Genomic DNA, 23,487 nt, shown 5'->3' with positions numbered 1-23,487 from the left:
ACCCACCGATGGTCTGCCTAGGATTGACGACATGTTCGTGTTGTCGTTGCTGCTCATCGTCCTCACGATCATCGCGCTCATCGACGTGGTGGGTCAGCCCGAGCCCGTCGTACGCAACCTGCCCAAGATCGTGTGGGTACTGCTCATCGTCTTCATCCCGCTCATCGGCGTCGGACTGTGGTTCCTGCTCGGCAAGGACTGGTCGAACAGCCGCATCAGGTTCCCCGAGCGTCGGCCGCGCAGTGCGTCCCGTTCGAGCGGCTCCTGGGGTCCCGCGGCATCCTCGTCACCCTCGCCGTCCCAGCCCGACCGCGCGGTCAGCAGTACCGAGGAGCAGCTCGCGGCCCTCGAACGCGAGATCCAGGCCGCGGAGGACGCCGAGCGCATCCGCAAGCTGGAAGCCGAGCTCGCGCGGGACGACGACCGTCGCGACGAGCCCCGCTGACCGCTGCTGCGCACGACGCGGTCCGCACGACGGTCAGTCGAGGACGGCGACGAGGATCTCGGCACCGACGACGAGTCCGGCGACCACGAGGACGGGGACGAGCACCCAGTTCCGGCTCGGACGCAGTCGCGCCCCACGGGTGGTCCCCGCGTCGAAACGCGACGGACGCGGGGTGACCGGACTCATGCGGGCGATGCGTCCACCGAGCTTCGGGACGACCAGGTCGATGAACCGGAACAGCCGCAGCATCTCCGACGCGTCCCAGAGCCGGAAGCTCCCGCTCGTGGTGACGAAGAGGTTGTCGTCGACGATCTCGATGTCCCAGCGCCGGCCGTGGTCGATGAGGAGCGCCATGACGTCCGGGGTGAACACTTGCAGCGCCTCGACCTGGAAGTCGCGGGGGACGTAGAGGGCGAAGTGCCGGTCGAAGTCGCCTTCGAGGGAGACGAGCTGTTCGTGTTCGACGGTGCGTGCGATGCCGCGACGCGCGCCGCCGTTGTTGGCGACACCGTCGAGCAGCAGGTGCGGTGACCGCGTGGGCAGGGAGACGTGCACGAAACCGACCGAACCGCGGGTCTTGCCGGCACCGCCCGAGGCCGAACGCTCCGAGAGGGTCGCGTCGCCGATCGTCACGCCGACCGTCGCCGGCCCGGTCCGTCCGCGGATCCGTCGCCCCTCCGGGCTGCGCAGCTGGTTCGTGACCGCGATGTGCAGGCCCGTGCCGAAGACGACGCCGACCGGTGGGGGCGGCGCACCGTTGGCCCGGTACTCCAGACCGTTGTCCGCGGCGAAGCGACGAACGCGGAGGAGGCGACGCTCGGTGAGCGGTTGCGTCAGGAGGAAACCGCCGAGGACGACCGCCAGCACGGCGACCACGGCGACGATGCCGGCGACGATCTCGATCCCGCTGCCGAGGCCCTCCCAACCGTCCGGGAGACGCAGCGGCAGGCTCGTGGCCGCCCACCAGAGGTACAGCCCGCTCGCGACGACCACGCCCGCGCCGGCGGCGGCGTCGCGGAAGACCCAGGGCTGGTCGGCGACGACCTCCTTCCACGGGAGGTGCCGCGTCAGCTCGGTCGTGTCGGGCTCGGCGGTGGGAGACACAGCGTTCACGATATCGCCGCCATCGGATGCACGTGCGGTTCACAATTCAGGACGCGAACGGCGCGTCGCCCCCGGATCCGAGGGTCCGGGGGCGACGCGCCGAGATCGTCCTGAATTGCGAACGGGTCAGAAGTCGTACTTGTCGATGTTCGACGCGTCGAAGGTGGTCGGCGGGCCGACGATGACGGTGCCGTCGGCGCCGACCTCGCGCTCACCGAGGTCGCCGGCCTCGAAGGTGTCGCCCTCCTTGCCCGTGATCGTGCCCTCGGCGAGTGCCTTGCCGGCGAACGCGGCGACGTAGCCGAGCTGAGCCGGGTCCCACAGCGCGAACGCGGTGACGGTGCCGTCCTTCACGAACGGACGCATCTCGTTCGGGAGGCCGAGGCCGGTCAGCGCGACCTTGCCCTTGTACTCCGAGGTGGAGAGGTAGCGGGCGGTCGCGGCGATACCGACCGTCGTGGGCGAGATGATGCCCTTGAGGTTCGGGTGCGCCTGGAGCAGACCCTGGGCCTCCTGGAACGACTTCGTGTCGTCGTCGTCACCGTAGACCTTGGCGACGAGCTTGATGTCCTTGTAGTCCGGGTTGGAGGCGAGCTCCTCCTCCATGTACTTGATCCACTCGTTCTGGTTCGTCGCGTTGGCCGTGGCCGAGAGGATCGCGATCTCGCCCGAGCCACCGATCTGCTCCGAGATGAGCTTCGTCTGGATCAGGGCGACGTCCTTGGCGACGACCTGTGAGATGAAGACGTCGCGGCAGTCCTTGCTGGTGTCGGAGTCGAACGCGACGATCTTCGCGCCGCCGTCGCGGGCCTCCTTGAGGGCGGGGCAGACGGCGTCGGGGTCGTTCGCCGCGATGACGATGACGTTCGTGCCGGCCTGGGTCTCGGCGTTGATGAACGACACCTGGCTGGACGCGCTCGCCTCGAGCGGGCCGACGACCTCGGTGGCGCTGAAGCCGGCCGCCTTCGCGCCGTCCTTGCCGCCGCCGAGCACGACGTCCGTGTACGGGTTGTTGAGCTGCTTGGGGATGAAGGTGATGCTCTCCGCGGCACCGCCGCCACCACCTGATCCCGCGGAGTCGCCGGTGGCGCACCCCGTCGCGATCAGCGCGAGGGAGGCTGCTGCGGCGATGAGGGCCGCTGCGCGACGGGCCGGACGGCCTGCTGCGCGGTTTCGAATCGACTGCATTGTCTGTTCCTTTCTGGATACGCCTGGTGCTGTGGCGTGGGGTGCCCCGAGGGCTGCGCCGATCGGGAGATCAGTGCTGGGGCAGGCTGCGTCGGATCCGTCGGTGGTGGTTCCACTGCTTGACGGATTCGAAGATACTGGGGCCGACCACCGAGGCGATCAGCAGGGTCCCGGTCACGATGATGAGGACGACGTCGGAGACGCGGCCGAGCCGGAGCGCATAGTTGATGGTGCCGATGAGCAGCACACCCGCGACGACGCCCGGGATGGAACCCCTACCGCCGAAGATCGAGACGCCGCCGAGGAGCACTGCCGCGATGACGGCGAGTTCGAGCCCGGAGGCGTTGTCGCTGCGGGCGCTCGAGTAGCGGAGCGTCCAGAACACCCCCGCGAGGGCGGAGACGCCGCCGGTCGCGACGTAGAGCCAGAACTTCGAGCGGGCGACCTTGATGCCGACGAAGCTCGCCGCCTCCGTGCTGTACCCGAGCGCGTAGAGCCCGCGGCCGAAGGGGGTCAGGTGCAGGATGACCCCGAAGGCGAGCACGACGACGAGGACCCCGACCATGACCACGGGGATGCCGGTCGAGCCGATCTTCGACGTGAAGAACGCGGTGAGCTCGGGTGGGAAGTTCGCGACCGCGTTGTCGCCGATGACGACGAGCGCGAGACCGCGGAACAGCGCGAGCGTGCCGATCGTCACCGCGAGCGACGGGAGTCCGACCACCGCGATGAGGAAGCCGTTGAACGCGCCGGCGACGACTCCGACGAGCAGCCCGATGAGGAGGACGACCCCGATGTCCATCCCGCCGCCGGCCCACAGCACACCGATGACGGCGCTCGTGAGGCCCGCGGTGCTCGCGACGGACAGGTCGATCTCGCCGGTGATGATCACGAGCGTCATCGGCATCGCGATGAGGAGGATCGGGATGACGTCGAGGAGGAGGAAGCCGACGGTGACAGGGGAGGCGAACCGCGGGATGAGCAGGCAGGCGCCGATGACGACGACGAGCAGCGCGTAGATCATGATGGCGTCGCGGCCGAGCAGGATGCGCGAAGCGCCGGTGCGACCCTTCGGTTCGGCCACGAGCACGCCGGTGGTGTCGGTGCCGAGCGGGCCGGAGCCCTTGGTGAACGGAGCCTTCGGGGCTGCCGGGGTCTTCAGATCAGACATCGCGTGCCTCGCTCATTCGCAGTTTCTTGGCCGTACGGAGGCTGGCGACGCGGTCGATGACGATCGCGGCCAGGATGAGGATGCCCACGATCGCCTGCTGCCAGAACTTGTCGACGCGCAGGGCGGTGAGGGCGCTCGTGATGGTGGTGAGGAGGATCGCGCCGATCGCGGCCCCGGCGACGGAGCCGCTGCCGCCGAAGATCGCGACACCACCGACGACGGCCGCTGCGACGACGTCGAGCTCCATGCCCGACCCGGTGGTCGCGCCGACCGAGTTGAAGCGGGAGGCGTAGAGCACGCCGGCGAGTCCGGCGAGCAGGCCGTTCGCCAGGAAGGCGAGGAACACGCGGCGGCCGACCGGGATGCCGAACAGCTTCGCGGCGTCGGGGTCCGACCCGATCGCGTAGAGGTCGCGGCCGGACCGTGTGCCGGCCATGTAGACGGCGACGACGACCACGACGAGGATCGCGATGAGGGTGATGACCGGGAAGCCGAGGACGGTGTCGACGGACAGATTCCCGAACGCGTCGGGTCGGTCGTCCGCGAAGTACTGCGTGCCACCGGCCCACGCGTTGTTCAAGCCTCGGTAGATGTAGAGCGTGCCCAGGGTGATGACGAGGGCGGGGACCTTCGCGATCGTGACGAGCGCACCGTTGATCGCACCGAGCACCGCGCCGAGCAGCGTCGCGATGGCGAACACCGCGATGATCGGCAGCTGCGGCATCGTCGCGAACATCGTGCCGGTCGCGAAGGCGACGAGCCCCAGGATCGAGCCGACGGACAGGTCGACGTTGCGGGTGATGATGACGAGCGCCTGACCGACGGCGAGGATGATCATGATCGTCGCGTTGAGGAGGAGGTCCTTCACCCCCTGGGCAGACAGGAACAGCGGGTTCGCGAGGTAGGTCACGAGCACGAGGACGACGAGGGCGACGGTGACCGGGAGTTCCCGGAGTCGCACGATCGACGCGATCGGGTTCGTCGTGCGCTCGGTCGCGACGGTGACGGGGCCGCCGCCTCCCGGCTTGGTGGTGGTGTCGGTCATCGTGCGCCTTCCAGGGAACCGGTGGCCGCGTGCATCACGGTCTCCGGGGTCGCTTCTTCGCGGGTGAGCTCGGCGGTGATCCGGCCCTCGTGCATGACGAGGACGCGGTCGGCCATGCCGAGGACCTCGGGCAGTTCGGAGGAGATCATGAGGATCGCGATGCCGCGACCGGCGAGTTCGGAGATGAGGCGGTGGACCTCGCTCTTCGTGCCGACGTCGATGCCGCGGGTGGGCTCGTCGACGATGAGGAAGGTCGGCTCGGTGGCGAGCCACTTCGCGAGGACGACCTTCTGCTGGTTGCCGCCGGAGAGGGTGGAGACCGCGTACTCCTGGGAGCCGGTCTTCACCTGGAGGCGGGCCGACCATTCCTCGGCCGCCTCGCGTTCGCGGCGGCCGGAGATGATCCCGAACCGCGCGAGCCGGTGGCGGAGGGTGAGGGTCGCGTTGCGGGCGACCGACAGGTCCATCACGAGACCCTGCTTGCGGCGGTCCTCCGGGACGAAGCCCATGCCGGCGTCGATCGCCGCCTGCGGGTCGCCGGCCTTGACCGGCTTGCCGTCGAGCGTGACGCGTCCGGTGTCGTAGGGGTCGATGCCGAAGACGGCGCGGGCGACCTCGGTGCGCCCGGCGCCGACGAGTCCCGCGAGGGCGACGATCTCACCCGAGCGCACCGTGAACGAGATGTCGGAGAAGACACCGGCGCGCGACAGCCCGTCGACGGTGAGGACCGCGTCGCCGATCTCCGCGTCCTGCTTGGGGAAGAGGGCGGCGATGTCGCGACCGACCATCTGCCGGACGATCGCGTCGACCGTCGTCTCGCTCGTGACGTGCGTGGCGATGTAGCGGCCGTCGCGCATGACCGTGATGCGGTCGCACAGCGCGAAGACCTCCTCGAAGCGGTGGGAGATGAACAGGATGCCGGCGCCCGCGTCGCGCAGGGAGCGGGCGACCTGGAAGAGGCGGTCGACCTCGACGCCGGAGAGTGCGGCGGTCGGTTCGTCCATGATGAGGACCTTGGCGTCGAGCGAGATGGCCTTCGCGATCTCGATGATCTGCTGGTCGGCGATCGACAGGCCTTCGGCGACGCGGTCGGGGTCGATCTGGACGCCGAGGCGGCCGAACAGGGCGCGGGCGGCCTTCCGCATGGCGCCCGTGCTGATGAGGCCGAGGCCGTTCTTCGGCTGGCGGCCGATGAAGATGTTCTCGGCGACGGTGAGGTCGGGGAACAGGGTCGGCTCCTGGTAGATCACGGAGATGCCCGCGGCCTTGCTGTCGGCGACCCCGCGGAAGGCGACGGGCTTCCCCGCGAGGGTGAAGTCGCCGGCATCGGGGGTGTAGAGCCCGGCGAGGATCTTCACGAGCGTGGACTTCCCGGCGCCGTTCTCACCGACGAGCGCGTGGATCTCGCCGGCCTCGATCCGGATGGTGCCGTCGGCCAGGGCGACGACGGGGCCGAAGGTCTTGGCGGCTCCGATGAGGGAGAGCGCCGGCTGGGCGCTGCGCCCGGCGGGCTCGGTGCGCGCCGGCTGCGCTGGATGGTCGATCGTCATTGAGGGTCCGTTCCTCCACGGTGAGGGGCTCGCTCCCGGCGGGATGTGAATCGATTCAGGGTCGGGAGCACCTGCACTGTATGGCCGCCGGATCGCGGGCGGCAAGGCGAAGTGGTCGTTCCTGACAGGACCTTCAGAAACGGCGCCCAGGTCGGCTCGCCTAGGCTGTGGATGCTCGATGGCGAAGGAGGACGACCGTGCGGATCCTCGTCGTCGATGACGAACGCGAGATGGCTGGCCTCCTCTCCCGCGGTCTCGGGTCGGACGGCCACGACGTGACGACGGCGTTCGACGGCCCGACCGCACTGGACCTCGCGCGGCAGGCGATCGCGCCGGCATCCGGTGGTGACGCGGGCTTCCAGGTCGCGGTCGTCGACGTCATGCTCCCGGGGCTCTCCGGATTCGCCGTCTGCCGCGAGCTCAAAGGCCTCGACCCGACGCTCGCGGTGATCCTGCTCACGGCGCGCGACGCCGTGGACGACCGGGTCCGAGGGCTCGATGCGGGGGCCGACGACTACATGATCAAGCCGTTCGCCTTCGCCGAGCTCGCCGCCCGGATCCGCGCGGTCCGGCGGCGGGACGCGCTCACCGTGCAACCACGCTTGGACGTCGGTGGGCTGACGCTCGACCTGCACCGGCACCGCGCGCGTGTCGGTGACCACGACGTGCCGCTGAGCGGGACCGAGTTCGACGTCCTCCGGGTGCTCGCTACCGAGCCGGGCGTCGTCGTCTCCCGGGCGGCCATGCTGCGGGAGGTCTGGGAGACCTTCGACAACATCGACCCGAACGTCGTCGATCAGTACATCAGTCGTCTCCGTCGCAAACTCGACCTGGCGGAGGCGGGTGTCCGCATCGTGACGAGCCGCGGCGTGGGGTTCTCGCTCGTCGCCGCAGGGAGCTGACGGCGTGTCGTCGGACCGTCGCCGGTCGACGCGGCACCACGGCATCCGCACGCGGATCGCCGGGGGCAGTCTGCTCATCGCCGTCGTCGTGTCGCTCTTCGCCGGGCTCGCGATCAACGCCCAGCTGGAGCGCATCGTCCGCGACGGCACCGTGCAGGCGCTTCGCAGCGACGGCGCGCAATACGTGTTCGCGCTGCAGGCGAGACCCGACGACCCGCTCCAGGGGCCCGGCCTCGGGACCCGCATCGCCGTCATCGCCCCCGACGGCTCCATCCCGGTCTTCAGCCTGCCGACGACGCTCGCCGCTCAACTTCCGGCGCTCGCCGCGACGCGGGAGGTCACCACGGTCGACGCCGGTTCAGCCACCTACATCCTGTTGTCACAGCCCGTGACCGTCGGTGGCGACACCTGGTACGTCATCGCCGGGCGCGACGAGGCCGAGGAGACGACCGTCCTCGTCCAGATGCGGCTCCTCCTCGTCGGGTCCTTCGCGCTCCTCGTCCTCGGTGTGGCGGCCGGCGGGTGGATCCTGACGACGGTGTCGCTCCGGCCCGTCACCCGGCTCCGGGTGAGTGCGCAGAGCCTCAGCGAGCGGTCGACGGACGAGGTGCTGCCGGTCGGCCGTGCCGACGACGAGATCGCGCAGCTCGCGATCACCCTCAACGACCTCATCGAGCGGCTGCGGGCCTCGGCCGACCGCGAACGGCAGCTCGTGTCCGACGCGAGTCACGAGCTCCGGACGCCGCTCGCGATCCTCCGCACCCAGCTCGAACTCGCGCGCCTCGAGGACTCGTCGCGCGAGCAACTGCTCGCCGACATCGAGGGGGCCGAGCGCAGTGCGACGCGGCTGTCGGCGCTCGTCACCTCGCTGCTCGAGTTGTCCCGCATCGAGGCGGCGACGCCGGAGGAGCGGACGAGCGCGGCCAGGCTGGAGGCCGACGTGCTCGAAGCGGTCGAGCGCGCAAGGTTCCGGGTCGCCTCGGACGACGCGCTGGCCGGGATCGAGGTCGAGTACGTGAGTGCGATCGCCGAGAGCGGGCCGGGGGACGGCGCGGCGGTGTACGCCGTGCGCGCCGACGAGGTCGGCCGGGTCGTCGACAACCTCGCAGGGAACGCGCTGCAGGCGTTCACCGAGCGCGGGGGTGCTCCGCGCCGGGTGTCGGTCATGCTCGACGACGACGGTGGTCAGCTCACGCTGCGGGTGTCGGACAACGCCGGAGGGCTCGACCCGGCCTTCGAACCGCGGGCGCTCGAGCGGTTCAGCCGCTCGGACGCGACGCGGTCCTCCGGGCACGGTTCCGGTCTCGGGCTCGCGATCGTCGCCGCCATCGCGCGCAACGCGGGTGGGGAGATCGTGCTCCACAACCGTCCCGGCCACGGTCTCGAGGTCGTCGTCACCCTGCCCGCCGCGTCGGCCAGGCCGGGCGATCCCGCCTGATCGTCGCCCGTTCTCAGGAGTCGTCCGGTGTGTCGGGGTCGGGCGGGAGCGCCGCGCCGAGGAACTCCTGAGTCGGGGACGGAGACGACCGGGGACAGCCGACTGCGCGGGCGCGAGGAGGCCCTGCGTGCAACAATGAGCCAGCCCGTCCGGCGTCACCCGGCGGGCCCGACAGGCGAAGGGGAGCCGTGAGCGCGAGCGTGAAGGACGTCGCGGCGAGAGCCGGCGTCTCGGTCGGGACCGTCTCCAACGTGCTGAACCGCCCCGAGAAGGTCTCGCCCGTCACGGTCGACCGCGTCCACGCGGCGATCGACGAGCTCGGCTTCGTCCGGAACGACGCGGCCCGCCAGCTCCGGGCTGGTCGCAGCCGCAGTGTCGGCCTCGTCGTGCTCGACGTCGGCAACCCGTTCTTCACCGACGTCGCCCGTGGCGCCGAGGATCGGGCCGATGCCGAGGGATGGTCGGTCCTCCTCGGCAACAGCGACGAGAGCATCGACCGCGAGCGCGCCTACCTCGACCTCTTCGAGGAGCAGCGGGTCGCCGGCGTCCTGATCACCCCGCTCGGCGACGACCTCACCCGGCTCAGCCGGCTGCGCGACCGCGGGACGCCGACGGTCCTCGTCGACCGGCAGACCGATGACACGAGCTTCTCATCGGTCGCCGTCGACGACGTCGCGGGCGGGCGGCTCGCGGTCGAGCACCTCATCGGACTCGGTCGGCGTCGCATCGCGGTCGTGGGTGGTCCGTCTTCGCTCCGTCAGGTCGTCGATCGGCTCGCCGGTGCGCGCCAGGCGGTCGATGCAGCCGCGGCAGGTGGTGCCGAGGTGACCCTCGAGGTCGTGCAGACCACCGCGTTGACGGTGCTGCAGGGCCGTTCCGCGGGCGAGACCATCCGGAACCGTCCTCGCGACGAGTGGCCCGACGCGGTGTTCGCGGCCAACGACCTCCTCGCGATGGGGGTCCTGCAGGCGTTCAGCATGCTCGGTTCGGTGCGCGTGCCGGACGACATCGCGCTGATCGGATACGACGACATCGACTTCGCGTCGGCGGCGGTCGTCCCGCTGTCGTCGATCCGTCAGCCGAGTGCACTCATCGGTCACACCGCCGTCGAGCTCCTGCTCCGTGAGGCGGACGCTGGCGCTCGACGCGTGCCCGAGCAGATCGTCTTCCAACCGGAGCTCGTCGTCCGGCAGTCGACGGTCGGCGCCGACCCGGCCTGAGTCTGGTGCCACCCTGCGTCACGCCGGGTGGTCGGGGACCCACGGGTCGATGAGGCGGAGACCGACACCCGCGAAGTCGCGCGTGTTCCGCGTCGCGAGCGCGGCGTCGGAGGATCGCGCGATGGCCGCGATGATCGCATCCTGAGGTCCGATCGGGTTGCCGGAGCGGCGTCGCGTCGTCATGAGCTCCGCGTAGTCGAGCGCGGCTTCCGCAGAAAAGGGGAGGACGCGTCCTGCGAAGTCGGCATCGAGCACGGTCGCCACGGCCCCGACGAGCGCCGATCGGCGAGCGCCTGCAGGGAGGCGCAGGGCTCCTTCGAGGAGCTCGGCAGCGGTCATCGCCGTGAGGTGGAGGGCGGCCTCGTCTTGCCGATCGAGCCACCGGACCACCGTCGGGTCGGGCCGTGGTCTGAACAGTTCCGAGACGACGTTCGTGTCGAGGATGATCACCTCGGGGTCTGGTCATCCGCGTCGGCGCTCGCAGCGTCCTCGAACGGATTCGGTCGGACGGTCGTGGTGCGCTCGGGCAGTTCGATGACGAGTTCACCGTCGAGGTGGAGGTCGACGAAGCGCTGATGAATACGCTCCGCCAGCCCGGGTCGGTCGATGTCTGCGGCCGAGGAGGCGCGGAGGTCTTCAGGCGTCGTCGTCCTGACAGCCGCGGCGAGGATCGCCCGGATCTCCGCTTCCATGGATCGTCCGTGCAAGGCGCCGAGCTGTTGCAGACCGCGCTTCGTGTCGTCGTCGAGATTGCGGACGGTCACTGTGGGCATGTCGTCACCTCTCGTGGAAATGGAGTGCTAGCACGATGCTAGCAGGACAGTGGGTCCGGCTTCATCGGTCCTCCACAGGCCACGCCGAGCGGAGGTTCCTCTCAGGGAGGCCCACGTAGGGTGGCCGTTTCGCCTTCCTCGGATCGGGCAACCGGTCGACCGCGGTCATCGAGGGACGGCTCTGCCGAGGCGCTGCTGCACCCACCGAGCATGAACCGAGCGCGCCCCCGACGCGACCGAGACCCAGGACGGTACCCCGCACATGACCAGCACCACCCCTGCGCGCGCCCTCGAGCGCCGCGACCCGAACACTCCGGCCCTGACCCCCGCCCGGACCGGCGGCCGCCACGTGGCCCTCAGCCCGCGGGCCGCCCGTCGCGCGGCTCGCCTCGAGGACGCCAGCTGGACCGCCTCCGCCGAGGAGGAGCGACGTCACGTCGACCTCGTGCCCACCAAGCGGCCCTCGGCCCCACGCGCCAAGAGCTCCTTCGCGAAGCGCGCCAAGCCGTTCGCCACGTTCGGCGTCATGACGCTCGCAACCGGGCTCTTCGTGTCGGTGTCACTGCCGGCGGCCGCTGCCGGCGTCGACGTCGATGCGGCCACCGGTGGCGCGATCCCGTCTGCGGCGACGATGCAGTCGGTGTCGTACTCCGTGCCGTCGACCGCAACCGATGTGCCCTTCGTGCGCGACGGCTACGGCGCGACCAGCCAGGAGGAGGTCGACGCCGCCTCGGCCGCCGCCGCAGCTGCTGCAGCCGAGGCGGCCGCGAGTGCATCCGCCGCCTCCTCATCGTCCGCGTCGGCTTCGGCGGGACGCACCTACGCGGCCCCAGCCGTCGCCCGATCCGGCGAGGCGATCCTCGCCTACGCGGCACAGTTCGTCGGCGTCGTCCCCTACGGCAACGGCAATGACCCGTCCGACAGCTTCGCCTGCGACGGCTACGTGCAGTACGTCTTCGCGGCGTTCGGTGTGTCCCTGCCTCGCGGCGCCGGTGCGCAGGCCGCATCGGGCGTGCAGATCTCGGCGTCCGAGGCCGTCGCCGGTGACCTGCTCTACTGGCCGGAAGGTCACATCGCGATCTACGACGGCGCGGGCGGCATGTACGACTCTCCCGACTGGGGTCGCTACGTCCAGCATCGTCTGACGATCTGGGGGGATCCGGTCTACATCCGCATCCCGTAGACAGGACCGTCGTCCGCGACTCCTGCTCGACCGGCCATCGGCGAGCAGCTCGGCCCGGTTCGGGCTGCCGTGTCTTCGGTGTGAGCCCGTCGAGCAGGAGTCGTGCGCAGGCCGCTCGGGGATAGCGTGGACAGATGACCGAGTCGCACGCGAGCCCGACATCCGAAGCGCCTGGCAATGAGGCCTCCGCGCCTCCGATGCCGCAGGCGGACGTACGCGGCTTCGAGACCTCCCTCGGCACGATCCTGGGGCGGGTCGACGGCGCGGTGGTACGAGCTCGCGGCATCCCGTACGCGCGTGCTGGTCGCTTCGAGGTGCCGGAGCAGATCGGTCTTCCCGTCGGCTCCGACGGCGATCCAGTGCCGTTCCGGGCCTTCGAGCGGGCGCCTGCTTCACCGCAGCGCTCCTCGCGGGTGCTCGAGGCCGTCCTCGAAGGCGCCGGTGAGGGCATGGTCGACTCCGAGGACTGCCAGGCGCTCTCGATCACGATCCCTGCGGACGCCCGGCCGGACGAGTCGCTGCCGGTGATGGTGTGGATCCACGGTGGTGCCTACGTCACGGGTGCCGGCGACCTCGACGTCTACGATCCGATCAGTCTGGTCGTCGAGCAGCGGGTCATCGTGGTGTCGGTCACGTACCGGCTCGGGATCCTCGGCTTCCTCGGTGACGGTGAGACGCTGCCGGCGAACCTCGGCCTGCTGGACCTCGTCCTCGCGCTCCGGTGGATCCACGAGCACATCGGCGCGTTCGGTGGCGATCCGGCGTCGGTCACGCTGTTCGGGCAGTCGGCGGGCGGCGATGCGATCGCGCACCTCATGATCAGCGACGGCACCGCGGGGCTCTTCCAGCGGGCCATCATCCAGAGCGCGCCCCTCGGCATCAGCAGTGGTCGGGCGAAGATGGCGAGCGCGATGATGCGAGCGGCGGGCAGCCCGACACGGGACACGCCGGTGGTCGAGTTGCTGGCGCTCGAGGAGCGGGTGGAGCGAGCCGCTCGTCGGTTCGGACTGCGCGGAGGCATGGCGTTCGGCACCCAGTACGGTCACGCGCCGCTTCCGGCGGAGGCCGACCGCGACACCGCCTGGCGTGAGGCGGCGTCGCGCATCGACGTGCTCATCGGCTCGACGACGGAGGAGACCCGGTTGTACGTGCCGCTCATTCCGGCCTTCGCCCGCATGACCTCGGCGCCGCTCGTCGGTGACCCCATCCGGCGGGCGCTCGTCGGCGCGACCACGCACGTGACCTACACCCGCGACGCCCGGAAGTTCGTCGAACGGCATCGGGCGTCGGGTGGTCGGGCCACGCGGTACGAGCTCAGCTGGGCGCCGCCCGGCAGCCCGTACGGCGCGTCGCACGTGACCGACCTGCCGCTCCTGCTCGGCACCGAACGGTCGTGGAGTCGGACGGCGCTCATCGGCTCGGCGACCTGGGAGGAGGTCGACCGACGCGGACGATTCCTGCGTCAGATGTGGGCCGACTTCGCGCGTGACGGGGTCCTGGCCGCCGACGCGACCGCCGGCCTGAGCGACGTGGTGACGCTCGACCGCTGAGCGTACTTCCGAACGCTGATGCTCGAATGCACCATCTGTGAACAGATGTAATTGTGTACACAGTTTGATACCATGGGGCGATGAACACGATCACCCACTCCCTCTCGACGCGAGATCTTCGTGAAGGCCTCGCAGACGTCTTCGGCCGGGTCGGCTATGCGCACGAGCGGATCGGTGTGACGAGGCACGGGAAACTCGCGGCTGTGGTCATCAGTGTTGAGGACCTCGAATTGCTGGAGTCCTTCGAGGCGGCACGAGACGAGGCGGAGTTCCGAGCGGCTCAGGCTGAAGACGACGGAACCCGCGTTTCACTCGACGAGCTGCGCGCCGAGCTCGACGCTTGACGAGGTACATGGTCGAGTTCACCTCCGCTGCCGCTCGTGAGGTCAGGAAGCTCGATCCCCAGTTGCGGCGACGGCTGCTCCTCGCCATCGGTGAGCTGGAGGCCGACCCCCGACCGACTGGTGTGCGCAAGCTGGTCGGGTTCGAGAACGCATGGCGGATTGGGGTCGGCGATTATCGCGTCCTCTACGAAATCCTGGACGGTGTCGTGCTGGTGACCGTGTTCCGGATCGCGCACCGTCGCGAGGTCTACGACCGCTGAGCGCGCGGTGGGTGGCTCCTCCTGGAGACCAGCGCCAGGCACGCGCGGGCGTGCGCCCGTGCTGCATCCGGTGTCGGCGCAGCGGCCAGGCCGAGCAGCCTGCGTCGATGCGGTTCGCCGAGGAGCAGGGTGTAGAGCTGCTCCGCCCGCTCGCCGACGTGGCCGGAGAGGAACGCGATCGAGCGGGCCGGGCCGGCCGCGTAGAAACCGGCGGCGACCTCGGGGAAGCGCGGAGACTCCGCGATCACGAGTCGGTGCAGCGCGACCGAGACGTCCGAGTGCAGCGCGATGACCAGTCGGGCAGCCGCGTCCTCGAGAGGCTCCGCCTCGGAGCCTGGATCGTCGGCCGCGAGGAGGTACCCGTGCTGGCGTTCGACCGCCGCCGTCAGCACGCCGGCGAGGTCACCGAACCAGGTGTAGATGGTCCGCTTCGTCACGCCCGCGTCGGCGGCGATCGCCTCGATCGTCGTCCCGCCGTACCCGTGCTCGGTGAACCGGCGGATGGCGGCGTCGAGGATCGCGCCGCGGCGGCGGTCGCGTTCGGCTGCCGTCGGGCGACCACGTCTCGATTCCATGCTCTAATGATACGGTAACGTCTCATTGAATGGAGAGGGTGGAGATGACGAAGATCCTGCATGTCGCGATCGTCGACGACTGGGAGGCCAGTCGGCCGTTCGGCGAGTACGAGGTGTCGACGCGAGCCGTGCCGTTCGTCGACGCCGGCTTCGTCCACGCGACGACCGCCGACCGGCTGCCCGAAGTGCTCGAGCGCGTCTACGGATCGCTCCAGCTGCCGCTCGTGCTCATCGTGCTCGACGTGGAGGAGCTGCAGGCGACCGGCATCGAGGTGGTTCTGGAGCCGGAACCGCGCATCCTCGCGCCGCTGCCGACCGCCGGCCCGGCGATCACCGCCGAGCTCCCGCTCGAGCGCGACGGAGCCGGCGCCTGGCAGGTTCCCTCGGCGCTCCCGGGATCGGCCGCGGACTAGCATCGGGGCATGTCGAAGTCGTGGCCCGAGATCGTCCCCGATGTCCGCATCCCGGTCCCACCGTTCCGCGACCTGGACGAATCGAAGACGTTCCATCGCGCGCTCGCCGTCCATGTCGCCGAGATCGGTCGTGCGTCCGGCGGGCCGTTCGCCGAGACCCTGGCGCTGTGCTCGGTGATCGCCTCGGCCGGCGCTCTGCAGCGTTCTGCCTCGAGTGGCGACGGGGCCACTGGAGCGCCGGATCATCCCTCGGCTGTGGTCCTCGGGGTGGCGCTGCTGACGCGACTGCCCGTCGCCTGGACCCCGGTGTCGCTCGTCGAGGCGGTCCGCGCCTGGTCGAGCGGCGGTGGCATGCTCTGGGCGGAGCCGACTGCGACGCAGGTCGGTTACTTCAGCGACCCTGAGTTCTCGGCCAGCCGCGACGCCACGGGTCGATGGACGGCTGGTTTCCGTGAGCGCGGCGTGAGCCGTGTCGACGCCGTGCTCGACGACGATTGGACGTTCGTGCGGTACCTGATGGACCACCTCGCCGACCGCTTCCCGTTCCCGTTCGGTTGGTCGACCGGCGGCGTGGAGCAGGACCCGCTCGTCCGACGGAATGCGGCGGCCGTGTCCGACTTCTTCGCGGCGCAACGCGAGGCGCCGTACCTGCGCCGGTGGTCGGCTGCCGAGGCCTGAGTGACGGACGTCGTGCGAAGCACGCTCGTTCCCGGTCGCTTCGTCGTCAGCCGAGCAGCCGGTGGAGGTCGGCGAGGACGACGTCGAGCAACTCGGTGAACGATCTCGTCTCGTCGTCGGCGATCCAGGCGGCGAAGGCCAGGTGGAAGGCTGCGGAACCGCTCTGCGCTGCGAGTGCTGCGGGTATGGGGGCGACGCCCTTCGTGATGAGTGCGGTCGTGAGGGCGTCGGTGAGCGAGCTGCGCTTGAGTGACTCGCGTTCCATCAGTGCCGCGCTGGAGTCGACGATCCGCTGGCGTGCGCGGGACCACGGGCGCCGTTCGTCCGCGAAGAACGCCGCGCCCCCGTGGAGTGCGGCCTCGACGAGGCTCATCGGCGCCGTGGCTTCGGATGCGAGGAGCGCGTCCAGGAACCGCGCCTGATAGTCGTCCTGGTTCGTGAACAACACCTCGCGCTTGTCTGTGAAGTGGCGGAAGAAGGTGCGCTCGGTGACGCCGACGGCTGCGGCGATGTCGCTCACGGTGACGGCCTCGAATCCGTGCGTCCCGAAGAGTTCGATGGCGGCCAGCTTGAGCCGCCCCTCGGTATCCGCTTGCCAACGAGCCATGGATCCATCCTAGCGATGACAGTGGCTGACATCAGATGCTAGAGTGATGTCATTCACTGACATGAAAGGAGCACGCCATGCGTGTTTTCGTTACCGGAGCAAGCGGCTGGATCGGGAGTGCCGCCGTCGACGAGTTGCTCGCGGCGGGTCACGAGGTGCTCGGCCTCGCCCGCAGCAACGCCTCCGCGGCTTCCCTCGAAGCGAAGGGGGCGGTCGTCCTCGGCGGTGATCTCGACGACCTCGCGTTGCTTCGTCGCGGAGCCGTGGAGTCCGAGGCGACGCTCCATCTCGCCAACAAGCACGACTGGTCGAACCCTGCGGAGTCGAACCGCGCTGAGCGTGCGGCGGTCGAGACGCTCGCCGAAGCGCTCGTCGGCTCCGGGAAGACGCTCGGTCTCGCCTCCGGACTGTTCCGACCCGACGCGGACCGGCCGGTACTCGAGACCGATCCGCACCCGGCCGTCGGGCCGGAGTCGATGCGCGGTGGAAGCGAGAACCTCGCATTCGACTACCGGGATCGCGGGGTCCGCAGCATCGCCCTTCGTTTCGCGCCCACGGTGCACGGTCACCATGACCATGGCTTCATCGCGCAGATCGTCGCGGCCGCGCGGCGCACGGGCGTCTCCGGCTACCTCGGCGACGGTTCGAACTCCTGGGCCGCCGTGCATCGCGGTGATGCGGCCCGACTCGTGCGACTCGCGCTCGAGCAGGCTCCTGCGGGGGCCCGAGTGCACGCCGTCGGTGAGGAAGGCGTGCGGACGCGTCGGATAGCCGAGGCGATCGGTGAGGCGCTCGGCCTCCCAACGGCATCCATCGATCCGGACGACGCGGTGGAGCACTTCGGCTTCATCGGGCGCTTCTTCGGCGCCGAGATGACGGCGTCCAGCACTGCGACCCGAGCCGCCTACGGGTGGGAACCCATCGGGCCGACGCTGATCGAGGACATCGCCGCCGGGGCGTACGCCGCATGACGCCGCCGCCCCGTTGGAAGATGGCGGTCGTCACCTGGCTCGGTGTGTACCCGCTCATCACGCTGCTGCTGTTGGCGCTCGGGCCACTCATCCTCGGCCTGCCGATCCCGGTGGTGACGCTCATCCTGTCGGTGACGCTCGTCTCGCTGCTCACCTTCGTCGTGATGCCGCTCCTCGTGCGCGCCTTCGGGCCGTGGCTGCGCGCGGGCGGGACCGGCGCCGATCGTCAGTAGTGGTCGCGCGCCTGCAGGATGACGATGTGGGTGTCGGTCACCAGGTACACGAGTCGGTTCGCGTCGTCGATCCGTCGGGACCAGGCTCCAGAGAGGATGTGCTTCAAGGGCTCGGGCTTCCCGATGCCCACGAACGGATCCCGGAGGACGTCCTGGATGAGCAGATTGATCCGCTTGAGCGTCTTGCGGTCCTGGCTCTGCCAGGAGGTGTAATCCTCCCAGCCGCTGCGGTCGAAGGCCAGCTGCCGGGTCACGCGTCGAGCAGCTCGTGGGTCTCAAACTCGCCGTTCCGCGCGCGTTCGATCGAGGCGAGGAGGCGTTCGGCACCCTTGGCGTTGCGGAGCAGGTACGCCGTCTCGACCATGGCGTCGTAATCGTCCTTCGACACGAGGACCGCGTTTCCCTGCTTCGACACGACCTCGACCGGGACGTGGTCGTCGTTCACCTGCTGGATCAGACCGAACAGGTTCTTGCGTGCGTCGGTCGCGGTGATCGCTGACATGAAGAACCTCCTGAAGTGGTACTGAAAAGCGTACCACTTCAGCCCGACGTTGGCCTCCTTGGGCTACCCCAGGGACGGCTTGATGTCCTTGACGATCGACTCCAGGATGCGCGCGTTGAAAGCGACGCCGAGCTGGTTCGGGACGGTGACGAGGACGGTGTCGGCGGCCTGCACGGCGGCATCGGCCGCGAGCTCGGCGGCGATGACGTCGGGCTCGCCGATGAAGCTGCGGCCGAAGCGCGCGAGTCCGCCGTCGAGGTGTCCGACCTGGTCCTTCGAGTCGGCCTGAGCGCGCAGTCCGAAGTAGCGGCGCGTCTCGTCGTCGATGAGCGGCAGGATGCTGCGGCTCACGGAGACCCGCGGCTGCCACTCGTGGCCGGCCTCGGACCAGGCGTCGCGGAACATCTGGATCTGCTCCGCCTGCAGTTCGTCGAACGGCACTCCGGTGTCCTCGGTGAGGAGCGTCGACGACATGAGGTTCATGCCCTGCTCCGCCGTCCACACCGCCGTGGACCGCGAGCCGGCACCCCACCAGATGCGCTCGCCGAGCTCCGGCGACTGTGGCTGGATCGCGAGCAGTCCGTTCGTCCCCGTCATCTGCGGGTTCGCGCGGGCCACACCGGCTCCGGCGATGGCCGCCCGGAACACCTCGGTGTGCGAGCGGGCGATGTCAGCGTCGGTCTCGTCGTCGCTCGGTACGTAGCCGAACGACTCCGACCCGCGGAGCGCCGTCTCGGGTGATCCCCGGCTCACACCGAGCTGCAGTCGGCCGTCGCTGATGAGGTCGGTGGCCGCCGCCTCCTCGGCCATGTAGAGCGGGTTCTCGTAGCGCATGTCGATGACACCGGTGCCGAGTTCGATCGTCGAGGTCTTCGCCGCCATCGCCGCCAGCAGTGGGAACGGTGACGCGAGCTGCCGGGCGAAGTGGTGCACGCGCACGTAGGCACCGTCGACGCCGACCTCCTCCGCCGCGACCGCGAGGTCGATGCTCTGCAGCAGTGCGTCACGTCCGGTGCGCACGCTGGAGCCCGGAACGTCTTGCCAGTGTCCGAAGGACAGGAACCCGATCTTCTTCACTGTTGATTCAACCGGCCCCAGTTCCCCCCTATTCCGCCCGCGAACTGTCGCTTGCGGCTAGTGCGAGGCCTGCACACTAGCCGGAAGTGACAGTTCGCGGGCAATGGTGTGGAGGCCGGAGCGGACGGGGAACGGCGGGTGGCCCGGCAGGTCGACGACGGCCGTCGTCCCCGTGGGCACCTCGACCTCGACGTGCAACGTGTCCGACTCGATCCGCCAAGCGATCGACGCCCGACCGTAGGGCGTCAGGTGCACGGCCGAGGCGTGGGTGAGCCCACCGCCGGGTCGGGGCCGGAACAGCATCGAGCGGTAGCCGGGTGCGGACGGAGCGATGCCGGCGACGACCCGGTGCAGCCAGTCGGCCACCGCTCCGAGCGCGTAGTGGTTGAACGAGGTCATCTGCCCCGGGTTCACGGTCCCGTCGGGCAACATGCTGTCCCAGCGCTCCCAGATCGTGGTCGCGCCCTGGCCCACCGCGTACAGCCAGGACGGGCACTCGTCCTCGAGCAGCAGGTCGTAGGCGCGGTCGAGATGGCCCGACGTCGTCAGCGCGTCGCTCACGATCGGCGTCCCGACGAAGCCCGTCGCGATGCGGTTGCCGGCGGCGGCGACGAGGGCGCTCAACCGCTCGCCGGCACGGTCCACTGCTGCCGGGTCCGGCAGGAGCTCGAACGCGATCGCGAGCGAGTACGCGGTCTGCGCGTCACTCGTCATCAGCCCGTCTTCGCCGACGTACTCCGCGAGGAACGCCCGGCGGGTCGCCTCAGCGAGCTCGGCGTAGTGCTCGGCGTCGTCGATGCGACCGAGCACGGCGGCGGTCTTCGCGAGGTGCGCTGTGGACCAGGCCGAGTAGGCGGTGGCGACGAGGTGGCGGTCGGTGAGCGACTCCGCCGGCCGATCCGGTGGTGCGGCCGGGTCGAGCCAGTCGCCGAGCTGGAACCCCTCGTTCCAGAGGTGGTCGGGGCCGGAGAGGCGGTGCACGAGGTCGACCCACCGCTTCGCGCTGTCGTACTGGGCCGCGAGGACGCCGATGTCGCCGAAGCGCTCGTAGAGCACCCACGGGGTGAGGACGGCGACGTCGCCCCACACGGCGCCGGGTCGGTTCGGCGTCCACTGGCCGTCGTCGGGGATGAACGGGACGTACCAGGGCACGGTGCCGTCCTCGTGCTGCTCGACCGCGACGTCCTGCAACCAGGAGCCGAGCATGCCCGACACGTCGTACAGGAACGAGGCGGTGCGCGCGAAGACCTGCAGGTCGCCGGTCCAGCCGACGCGCTCGTCCCGCTGCGGGCAGTCGGTGGGGAGGTCGACGAAGTTCCCACGCATGCTCCAGAGCACGTTCTCGTGCAGGCGGTCCACCCGCTCGTCGGAGCTCTCGAACCAGCCCGTCCGCTCGAGGTCGGAGTGGTAGACCCGCGCGACGACGTCGCCGTTCGCGACCGCCTCGTCGAGATCGCCCGGCCATCCGGTGATCTCCGCGTACCGGAAACCGTGGATCGTGAACCGCGGCTCCCACTCCTCCGCGGGACCGCCGTCCGCCGGAGCCGGGCGGCCGGCGAGGGTGTAGCTGTCGGTCGCCTTCGCCTCGCGGAGTGGACGGGTGTAGATCTCGCCCTCCTGCATGACCTCCGCGGTCCGGATCACGACCGTCTCGCCCGCCGGACCGGTGACTCGGATCCGCAGTCGACCGACGAGGTTCTGGCCGAGGTCGAGGATGCGCTTGCCGCTCGGGCTCGTGAGGACCGCGATCGGCGCGACCTCCTGCGTCGCGCGCACCGGGGGACCCTGCGGTGCGACGAAGGTGGCCGGGTCGCGGGTGCCGATCCGTACGCCGGCCCACCCGCTGTCGTCGAAGCCGGGCTCCGACCATCCGGGGAGCTCCTCGCGGGCGTCGTAGTGCTCACCGTCGTAGTTGCCGGAGCTGACGATGGGGCCGAACGAGGCGCGCCAGTGCTCGTCGGTCGCGATGGTCTCGACGCGACCGTCCTCATAGCGGAGTTCGAGCTGGGCGATGAGCGAGAGGTCCGAGCCGAACAGGTTGCGGAAGCCACCGCGCCACCCCAGTCGACCCCGGTACCAGCCGTCGCCCATCCAGGAGCCGATCGCGTTGTCGCCGGGGTGCAGGAGCTCGGTGACATCATGCGTCGCCGTGCGCAGCCGGCTCGCGTAGCTGGTCCAACCCGGCGCGAGCGCCTCGTCCCCGACGCGACGACCGTTGATCTCCGCCTCGTAGACACCGTGCGCTGTGAGGTACAACCGCGCCGACACGAGGCCGGCACCGACGGTGAAGCCCCGCCGCAGCAGCGGTGGCCGACGCGTGTCGCTCTCCGGCTCCTCATCCCAGTCGGCTGCGACCGGCACCGCGACCCAGTCGCCCGGTGCGAGCAGGCCGGCCTCGACCGTCGCCACCGGGCTCCAGTCGGCCACCTCGACCGCCTGGCCAGGGCCGCTGTCGGTGCCCCACACCCGTACGCGCACCGATGCCACCTCACGCGAGCGGAGCGGAGCGGCGGGCCAGGCGACGAGGACGGATTCACCGGTGGCGACCCGGCCCGTGGTCGTGACCCGTCCGTCGCGGGTGATCTCGATCTCGGCGGCGTGCTGCTCCCAGCCGGCGGGCGCCAGATTCGTCCAGCTCAGCCTCGGGGTGGCGTCGCCGATCCCCCGGGCCTCGCGGAGGTGCTCGAATCTGGGGGCGCTCGTGGTCACCATCGTGGCTGCTGGTCCTTTCGTCAGGCTGGGCGCGTCGCAGCTCGCTCGGCGATCAACTCTGACACGTTTCAAAACCCGATGCTACAGCGTTGGTATGCGAGAAAGCGAGGAAGGTGCAACACTTCTTGACACGTTTCAAAACTTGGACCAGGATGGAGGCGCTGGCGGGGTCGAAGCGGATCCGTCAGGTGGGGCGCGCCGACACACGGCCGTCCTGCGCTCACGACGACGACGATGGAGAGCGACGATGACCGCACCCGAAGCACCAGCCAGACCGACCGTCGCCCTCGTCGGCACCCTCGATACGAAGGGCGCCGAGTACCGATGGGCCGCCGGGCGTCTCGGCGAACTGGGCGCGGACGTCGTGGTCGTCGACGCCGGAACGCGTGAGCCCCACGGGTACGACGCCGCCGTGGACCACCCGAACCACGAGGTGGCCGCCGCTGGCGGGACCGATCTCGACACGCTGTTCGCCGCGGATGACCGTGGAGCCGCCGTGAGCGCGATGGCGGAAGGTGCCGCGACGGTGATCGGACGGCTGCACGCCACCGGGCGGGTCGACGCCGTACTCGCCCTCGGTGGCAGCGGCGGCTCGGCCATCGCCGCCCGGGTCTTCCGCGAACTGCCGATCGGGGCCCCGAAGCTCCTCGTGTCGACGATGGCGTCCGGGGACGTCGCGCCGTACGTCGGCGCGAACGACGTGACGCTCATGTACAGCGTGGTCGACATCGCCGGGATCAACCAGATCTCCCGTGCCGTCCTCGGGAACGCGGTGGCGGCCATCGCCGGCATGGCGGCGGCTGCGCAGGCGCGCGGTCCGGCCTCGTCCGCCGAGCGGACGGACCGCCCGCTCGTCGGGGCGTCGATGTTCGGGGTCACGACGCCGGCGGTCGACGTGGCCCGTGAGCGGCTCGACGAACTCGGCTACGAGGTCCTGGTCTTCCACGCCACCGGTTCGGGCGGGCGGGCCCTGGAATCGCTCGCTCGGAGCGGCATGCTCGCAGGGGTCCTCGATCTCACCACCACCGAACTCGCGGACGATCTCGTCGGCGGCGTGCTGACGGCGGGCCCGGACCGACTCACCGCGGCCGGCGCGGCAGGCGTCCCACAGCTCGTCAGCCTCGGTGCGCTCGACATGGTCAACTTCGGCCCTCGCGACACCGTGCCGGAGCGGTTCGCCGATCGCGACTTCTTCGTCCACAACGCGACGGTGACGCTCATGCGCACCACGGTCGACGAGAACCGCGAGCTGGGCGAGCGGATCGGGGCGAAGCTCAGCGGCGCCGAGGCCCCCACCGTGCTGCTGATCCCGCGCGGCGGCGTCTCGGCGCTCGACGCCGAGGGCTTGCCCTTCCGCGACGCGGAGGCGGATGCTGCACTCATGGAAGCCGTGCTCGCGGGTGTGCAGGGCAGCGCGGTCACGGTCGTCGACCGTCCGGAACATCTCAATGATCCGGTGTTCGCGAGGCTCGCCGCCGACACCCTCCACGCTGTGATCGAGCGAGACGGCGACAGGAACCACACCGACACCACGGAACAGGACTGA

26 protein-coding genes are annotated in these 23,487 nt (G+C 70.1%); 13 read left to right on the top strand and 13 right to left on the bottom strand.

Annotated elements, in window-relative coordinates; genetic code table 11:
• Positions 1-31 precede the first annotated feature (31 nt).
• Entirely contained in the window at positions 32-445 is a 414-nt protein-coding gene (locus HOW07_RS17690; protein WP_071260424.1) for a PLD nuclease N-terminal domain-containing protein, read from the top strand.
• A 33-nt stretch (positions 446-478) separates the two neighbouring features.
• Here the strand turns inward: HOW07_RS17690 and HOW07_RS17685 are convergent, their stop codons facing one another.
• From HOW07_RS17685 to HOW07_RS17665, 5 genes are all read right to left on the bottom strand, one after another.
• A complete protein-coding gene (locus HOW07_RS17685; RefSeq protein WP_175118030.1) occupies positions 479-1,549 on the bottom strand; it encodes a hypothetical protein in 1,071 nt (356 codons plus the stop codon).
• A gap of 126 nt (positions 1,550-1,675) precedes the next feature.
• Positions 1,676-2,737, bottom strand: a complete 1,062-nt coding sequence (gene rhaS / locus HOW07_RS17680; RefSeq protein ID WP_064294864.1) for a rhamnose ABC transporter substrate-binding protein — start codon at positions 2,735-2,737, stop codon at positions 1,676-1,678.
• Between the two features lie 70 nt (positions 2,738-2,807).
• Complete coding sequence (locus HOW07_RS17675) at positions 2,808-3,908, bottom strand: ABC transporter permease (protein ID WP_121292194.1); 1,101 nt, start codon at positions 3,906-3,908, stop codon at positions 2,808-2,810.
• Entirely contained in the window at positions 3,901-4,953 is a 1,053-nt protein-coding gene (locus tag HOW07_RS17670) for an ABC transporter permease (protein ID WP_175118028.1), read from the bottom strand. The genes HOW07_RS17675 and HOW07_RS17670 overlap by 8 nt, the downstream gene beginning before the upstream one ends.
• Positions 4,950-6,503 (bottom strand): sugar ABC transporter ATP-binding protein, encoded by a 1,554-nt coding sequence (locus tag HOW07_RS17665; RefSeq protein WP_175118027.1) that lies wholly within the window; start codon positions 6,501-6,503, stop codon positions 4,950-4,952. The genes HOW07_RS17670 and HOW07_RS17665 overlap by 4 nt, the downstream gene beginning before the upstream one ends.
• Positions 6,504-6,700: 197 nt before the next feature.
• Here HOW07_RS17665 and HOW07_RS19905 point away from each other — a divergent pair, with 197 nt between their 5' ends.
• The 3 genes from HOW07_RS19905 (at position 6,701) to HOW07_RS17650 (ending at position 10,063) form a co-directional block, all read left to right on the top strand.
• The gene (locus HOW07_RS19905) at positions 6,701-7,405 is read left to right on the top strand and encodes a response regulator transcription factor (protein WP_121292199.1); all 705 of its coding nucleotides are present in this window, start codon (positions 6,701-6,703) and stop codon (positions 7,403-7,405) included.
• A 4-nt stretch (positions 7,406-7,409) separates the two neighbouring features.
• Complete coding sequence (locus HOW07_RS17655) at positions 7,410-8,843, top strand: HAMP domain-containing sensor histidine kinase (protein WP_175118025.1); 1,434 nt, start codon at positions 7,410-7,412, stop codon at positions 8,841-8,843.
• A gap of 188 nt (positions 8,844-9,031) precedes the next feature.
• Positions 9,032-10,063: a LacI family DNA-binding transcriptional regulator gene (locus HOW07_RS17650; RefSeq protein ID WP_175118023.1), complete on the top strand. Its 1,032-nt coding sequence runs from the start codon at positions 9,032-9,034 to the stop codon at positions 10,061-10,063.
• An 18-nt stretch (positions 10,064-10,081) separates the two neighbouring features.
• Here HOW07_RS17650 and HOW07_RS17645 read toward each other — a convergent pair whose 3' ends face one another.
• Together HOW07_RS17645 and HOW07_RS17640 are read right to left on the bottom strand one after the other, a co-directional pair.
• Positions 10,082-10,513 (bottom strand): type II toxin-antitoxin system VapC family toxin, encoded by a 432-nt coding sequence (locus HOW07_RS17645; RefSeq protein ID WP_064295723.1) that lies wholly within the window; start codon positions 10,511-10,513, stop codon positions 10,082-10,084.
• Positions 10,510-10,836, bottom strand: a complete 327-nt coding sequence (locus HOW07_RS17640; RefSeq protein WP_175118021.1) for a plasmid stabilization protein — start codon at positions 10,834-10,836, stop codon at positions 10,510-10,512. The genes HOW07_RS17645 and HOW07_RS17640 overlap by 4 nt, the downstream gene beginning before the upstream one ends.
• Positions 10,837-11,098: 262 nt before the next feature.
• Between HOW07_RS17640 and HOW07_RS17635 the strand changes: the two genes are divergently transcribed.
• The 4 genes from HOW07_RS17635 to HOW07_RS17620 all read left to right on the top strand — a co-directional run bounded on the left by HOW07_RS17635 (position 11,099) and on the right by HOW07_RS17620 (position 14,173).
• Positions 11,099-12,019 carry a C40 family peptidase gene (locus HOW07_RS17635; RefSeq protein WP_175118019.1) on the top strand — a complete coding sequence of 307 codons (921 nt, stop codon included), beginning with the start codon at positions 11,099-11,101 and terminating at the stop codon, positions 12,017-12,019.
• Positions 12,020-12,153: 134 nt separating this feature from the next.
• Positions 12,154-13,569 (top strand): carboxylesterase family protein, encoded by a 1,416-nt coding sequence (locus HOW07_RS17630; protein WP_254628462.1) that lies wholly within the window; start codon positions 12,154-12,156, stop codon positions 13,567-13,569.
• Positions 13,570-13,649: 80 nt separating this feature from the next.
• Positions 13,650-13,913 (top strand): type II toxin-antitoxin system Phd/YefM family antitoxin, encoded by a 264-nt coding sequence (locus HOW07_RS17625; protein ID WP_079003560.1) that lies wholly within the window; start codon positions 13,650-13,652, stop codon positions 13,911-13,913.
• 8 nt (positions 13,914-13,921) lie between these two features.
• Positions 13,922-14,173: a type II toxin-antitoxin system RelE/ParE family toxin gene (locus tag HOW07_RS17620; RefSeq protein ID WP_175118017.1), complete on the top strand. Its 252-nt coding sequence runs from the start codon at positions 13,922-13,924 to the stop codon at positions 14,171-14,173.
• On the opposite strand, the gene HOW07_RS17615 is transcribed toward HOW07_RS17620, so the two are convergent.
• A complete protein-coding gene (locus HOW07_RS17615; RefSeq protein WP_175118015.1) occupies positions 14,161-14,748 on the bottom strand; it encodes a TetR/AcrR family transcriptional regulator in 588 nt (195 codons plus the stop codon). The two genes, HOW07_RS17620 and HOW07_RS17615, sit on opposite strands and share 13 nt — an antisense overlap.
• A 44-nt stretch (positions 14,749-14,792) precedes the next feature.
• On the opposite strand from HOW07_RS17615, the gene HOW07_RS17610 reads away from it, so the two are divergent.
• Together HOW07_RS17610 and HOW07_RS17605 are read left to right on the top strand one after the other, a co-directional pair.
• Positions 14,793-15,161: a DUF952 domain-containing protein gene (locus HOW07_RS17610; RefSeq protein ID WP_121292213.1), complete on the top strand. Its 369-nt coding sequence runs from the start codon at positions 14,793-14,795 to the stop codon at positions 15,159-15,161.
• Between the two features lie 9 nt (positions 15,162-15,170).
• Entirely contained in the window at positions 15,171-15,839 is a 669-nt protein-coding gene (locus tag HOW07_RS17605) for a hypothetical protein (protein ID WP_175118014.1), read from the top strand.
• A gap of 46 nt (positions 15,840-15,885) precedes the next feature.
• On the opposite strand, the gene HOW07_RS17600 is transcribed toward HOW07_RS17605, so the two are convergent.
• Positions 15,886-16,446 (bottom strand): TetR/AcrR family transcriptional regulator, encoded by a 561-nt coding sequence (locus HOW07_RS17600; protein WP_175118013.1) that lies wholly within the window; start codon positions 16,444-16,446, stop codon positions 15,886-15,888.
• A 77-nt stretch (positions 16,447-16,523) separates the two neighbouring features.
• On the opposite strand from HOW07_RS17600, the gene HOW07_RS17595 reads away from it, so the two are divergent.
• Positions 16,524-17,417 (top strand): SDR family oxidoreductase, encoded by an 894-nt coding sequence (locus HOW07_RS17595; RefSeq protein ID WP_175118012.1) that lies wholly within the window; start codon positions 16,524-16,526, stop codon positions 17,415-17,417.
• Positions 17,414-17,650 (top strand): hypothetical protein, encoded by a 237-nt coding sequence (locus tag HOW07_RS17590; protein ID WP_121292220.1) that lies wholly within the window; start codon positions 17,414-17,416, stop codon positions 17,648-17,650. The genes HOW07_RS17595 and HOW07_RS17590 overlap by 4 nt, the downstream gene beginning before the upstream one ends.
• Here HOW07_RS17590 and HOW07_RS17585 read toward each other — a convergent pair.
• The 4 genes from HOW07_RS17585 to HOW07_RS17570 all read right to left on the bottom strand — a co-directional run bounded on the left by HOW07_RS17585 (position 17,644) and on the right by HOW07_RS17570 (position 21,941).
• On the bottom strand, positions 17,644-17,904 hold the full coding sequence (locus tag HOW07_RS17585) for a Txe/YoeB family addiction module toxin (protein WP_056010787.1): 261 nt from the start codon (positions 17,902-17,904) through the stop codon (positions 17,644-17,646). The genes HOW07_RS17590 and HOW07_RS17585 overlap by 7 nt on opposite strands.
• Entirely contained in the window at positions 17,901-18,152 is a 252-nt protein-coding gene (locus HOW07_RS17580; RefSeq protein WP_175118011.1) for a type II toxin-antitoxin system Phd/YefM family antitoxin, read from the bottom strand. The genes HOW07_RS17585 and HOW07_RS17580 overlap by 4 nt, the downstream gene beginning before the upstream one ends.
• A gap of 63 nt (positions 18,153-18,215) precedes the next feature.
• On the bottom strand, positions 18,216-19,229 hold the full coding sequence (locus HOW07_RS17575; protein ID WP_175118010.1) for an LLM class flavin-dependent oxidoreductase: 1,014 nt from the start codon (positions 19,227-19,229) through the stop codon (positions 18,216-18,218).
• A 57-nt stretch (positions 19,230-19,286) separates the two neighbouring features.
• Entirely contained in the window at positions 19,287-21,941 is a 2,655-nt protein-coding gene (locus tag HOW07_RS17570) for a glycoside hydrolase family 78 protein (protein WP_175118009.1), read from the bottom strand.
• Between the two features lie 247 nt (positions 21,942-22,188).
• Between HOW07_RS17570 and HOW07_RS17565 the strand changes: the two genes are divergently transcribed.
• Positions 22,189-23,487, top strand: coding sequence for a Tm-1-like ATP-binding domain-containing protein (locus tag HOW07_RS17565; RefSeq protein WP_175118008.1), 1,299 nt, complete (start codon positions 22,189-22,191; stop codon positions 23,485-23,487).

The organism is Plantibacter sp. MCCC 1A11337 (genome assembly GCF_013349365.1).
Taxonomy (GTDB): Bacteria; Actinomycetota; Actinomycetes; order Actinomycetales; family Microbacteriaceae; genus Plantibacter; species Plantibacter flavus_A.
This window is presented reverse-complemented; position numbering and strand designations above follow the sequence as displayed.

Coding starts and splice junctions, on each gene's coding strand:
- HOW07_RS17690 (WP_071260424.1), top strand. CDS start 32: ATGTTCGTGTTGTCGTTGCTGCTCATCGTCCTCACGATCATCGCGCTC.
- rhaS (WP_064294864.1), bottom strand. CDS start 2,737: ATGCAGTCGATTCGAAACCGCGCAGCAGGCCGTCCGGCCCGTCGCGCA.
- HOW07_RS17675 (WP_121292194.1), bottom strand. CDS start 3,908: ATGTCTGATCTGAAGACCCCGGCAGCCCCGAAGGCTCCGTTCACCAAG.
- HOW07_RS17670 (WP_175118028.1), bottom strand. CDS start 4,953: ATGACCGACACCACCACCAAGCCGGGAGGCGGCGGCCCCGTCACCGTC.
- HOW07_RS17665 (WP_175118027.1), bottom strand. CDS start 6,503: ATGACGATCGACCATCCAGCGCAGCCGGCGCGCACCGAGCCCGCCGGG.
- HOW07_RS17640 (WP_175118021.1), bottom strand. CDS start 10,836: ATGCCCACAGTGACCGTCCGCAATCTCGACGACGACACGAAGCGCGGT.
- HOW07_RS17635 (WP_175118019.1), top strand. CDS start 11,099: ATGACCAGCACCACCCCTGCGCGCGCCCTCGAGCGCCGCGACCCGAAC.
- HOW07_RS17630 (WP_254628462.1), top strand. CDS start 12,154: ATGACCGAGTCGCACGCGAGCCCGACATCCGAAGCGCCTGGCAATGAG.
- HOW07_RS17625 (WP_079003560.1), top strand. CDS start 13,650: ATGAACACGATCACCCACTCCCTCTCGACGCGAGATCTTCGTGAAGGC.
- HOW07_RS17620 (WP_175118017.1), top strand. CDS start 13,922: ATGGTCGAGTTCACCTCCGCTGCCGCTCGTGAGGTCAGGAAGCTCGAT.
- HOW07_RS17615 (WP_175118015.1), bottom strand. CDS start 14,748: ATGGAATCGAGACGTGGTCGCCCGACGGCAGCCGAACGCGACCGCCGC.
- HOW07_RS17610 (WP_121292213.1), top strand. CDS start 14,793: ATGACGAAGATCCTGCATGTCGCGATCGTCGACGACTGGGAGGCCAGT.
- HOW07_RS17605 (WP_175118014.1), top strand. CDS start 15,171: ATGTCGAAGTCGTGGCCCGAGATCGTCCCCGATGTCCGCATCCCGGTC.
- HOW07_RS17600 (WP_175118013.1), bottom strand. CDS start 16,446: ATGGCTCGTTGGCAAGCGGATACCGAGGGGCGGCTCAAGCTGGCCGCC.
- HOW07_RS17595 (WP_175118012.1), top strand. CDS start 16,524: ATGCGTGTTTTCGTTACCGGAGCAAGCGGCTGGATCGGGAGTGCCGCC.
- HOW07_RS17590 (WP_121292220.1), top strand. CDS start 17,414: ATGACGCCGCCGCCCCGTTGGAAGATGGCGGTCGTCACCTGGCTCGGT.
- HOW07_RS17580 (WP_175118011.1), bottom strand. CDS start 18,152: ATGTCAGCGATCACCGCGACCGACGCACGCAAGAACCTGTTCGGTCTG.
- HOW07_RS17570 (WP_175118009.1), bottom strand. CDS start 21,941: ATGGTGACCACGAGCGCCCCCAGATTCGAGCACCTCCGCGAGGCCCGG.
- HOW07_RS17565 (WP_175118008.1), top strand. CDS start 22,189: ATGACCGCACCCGAAGCACCAGCCAGACCGACCGTCGCCCTCGTCGGC.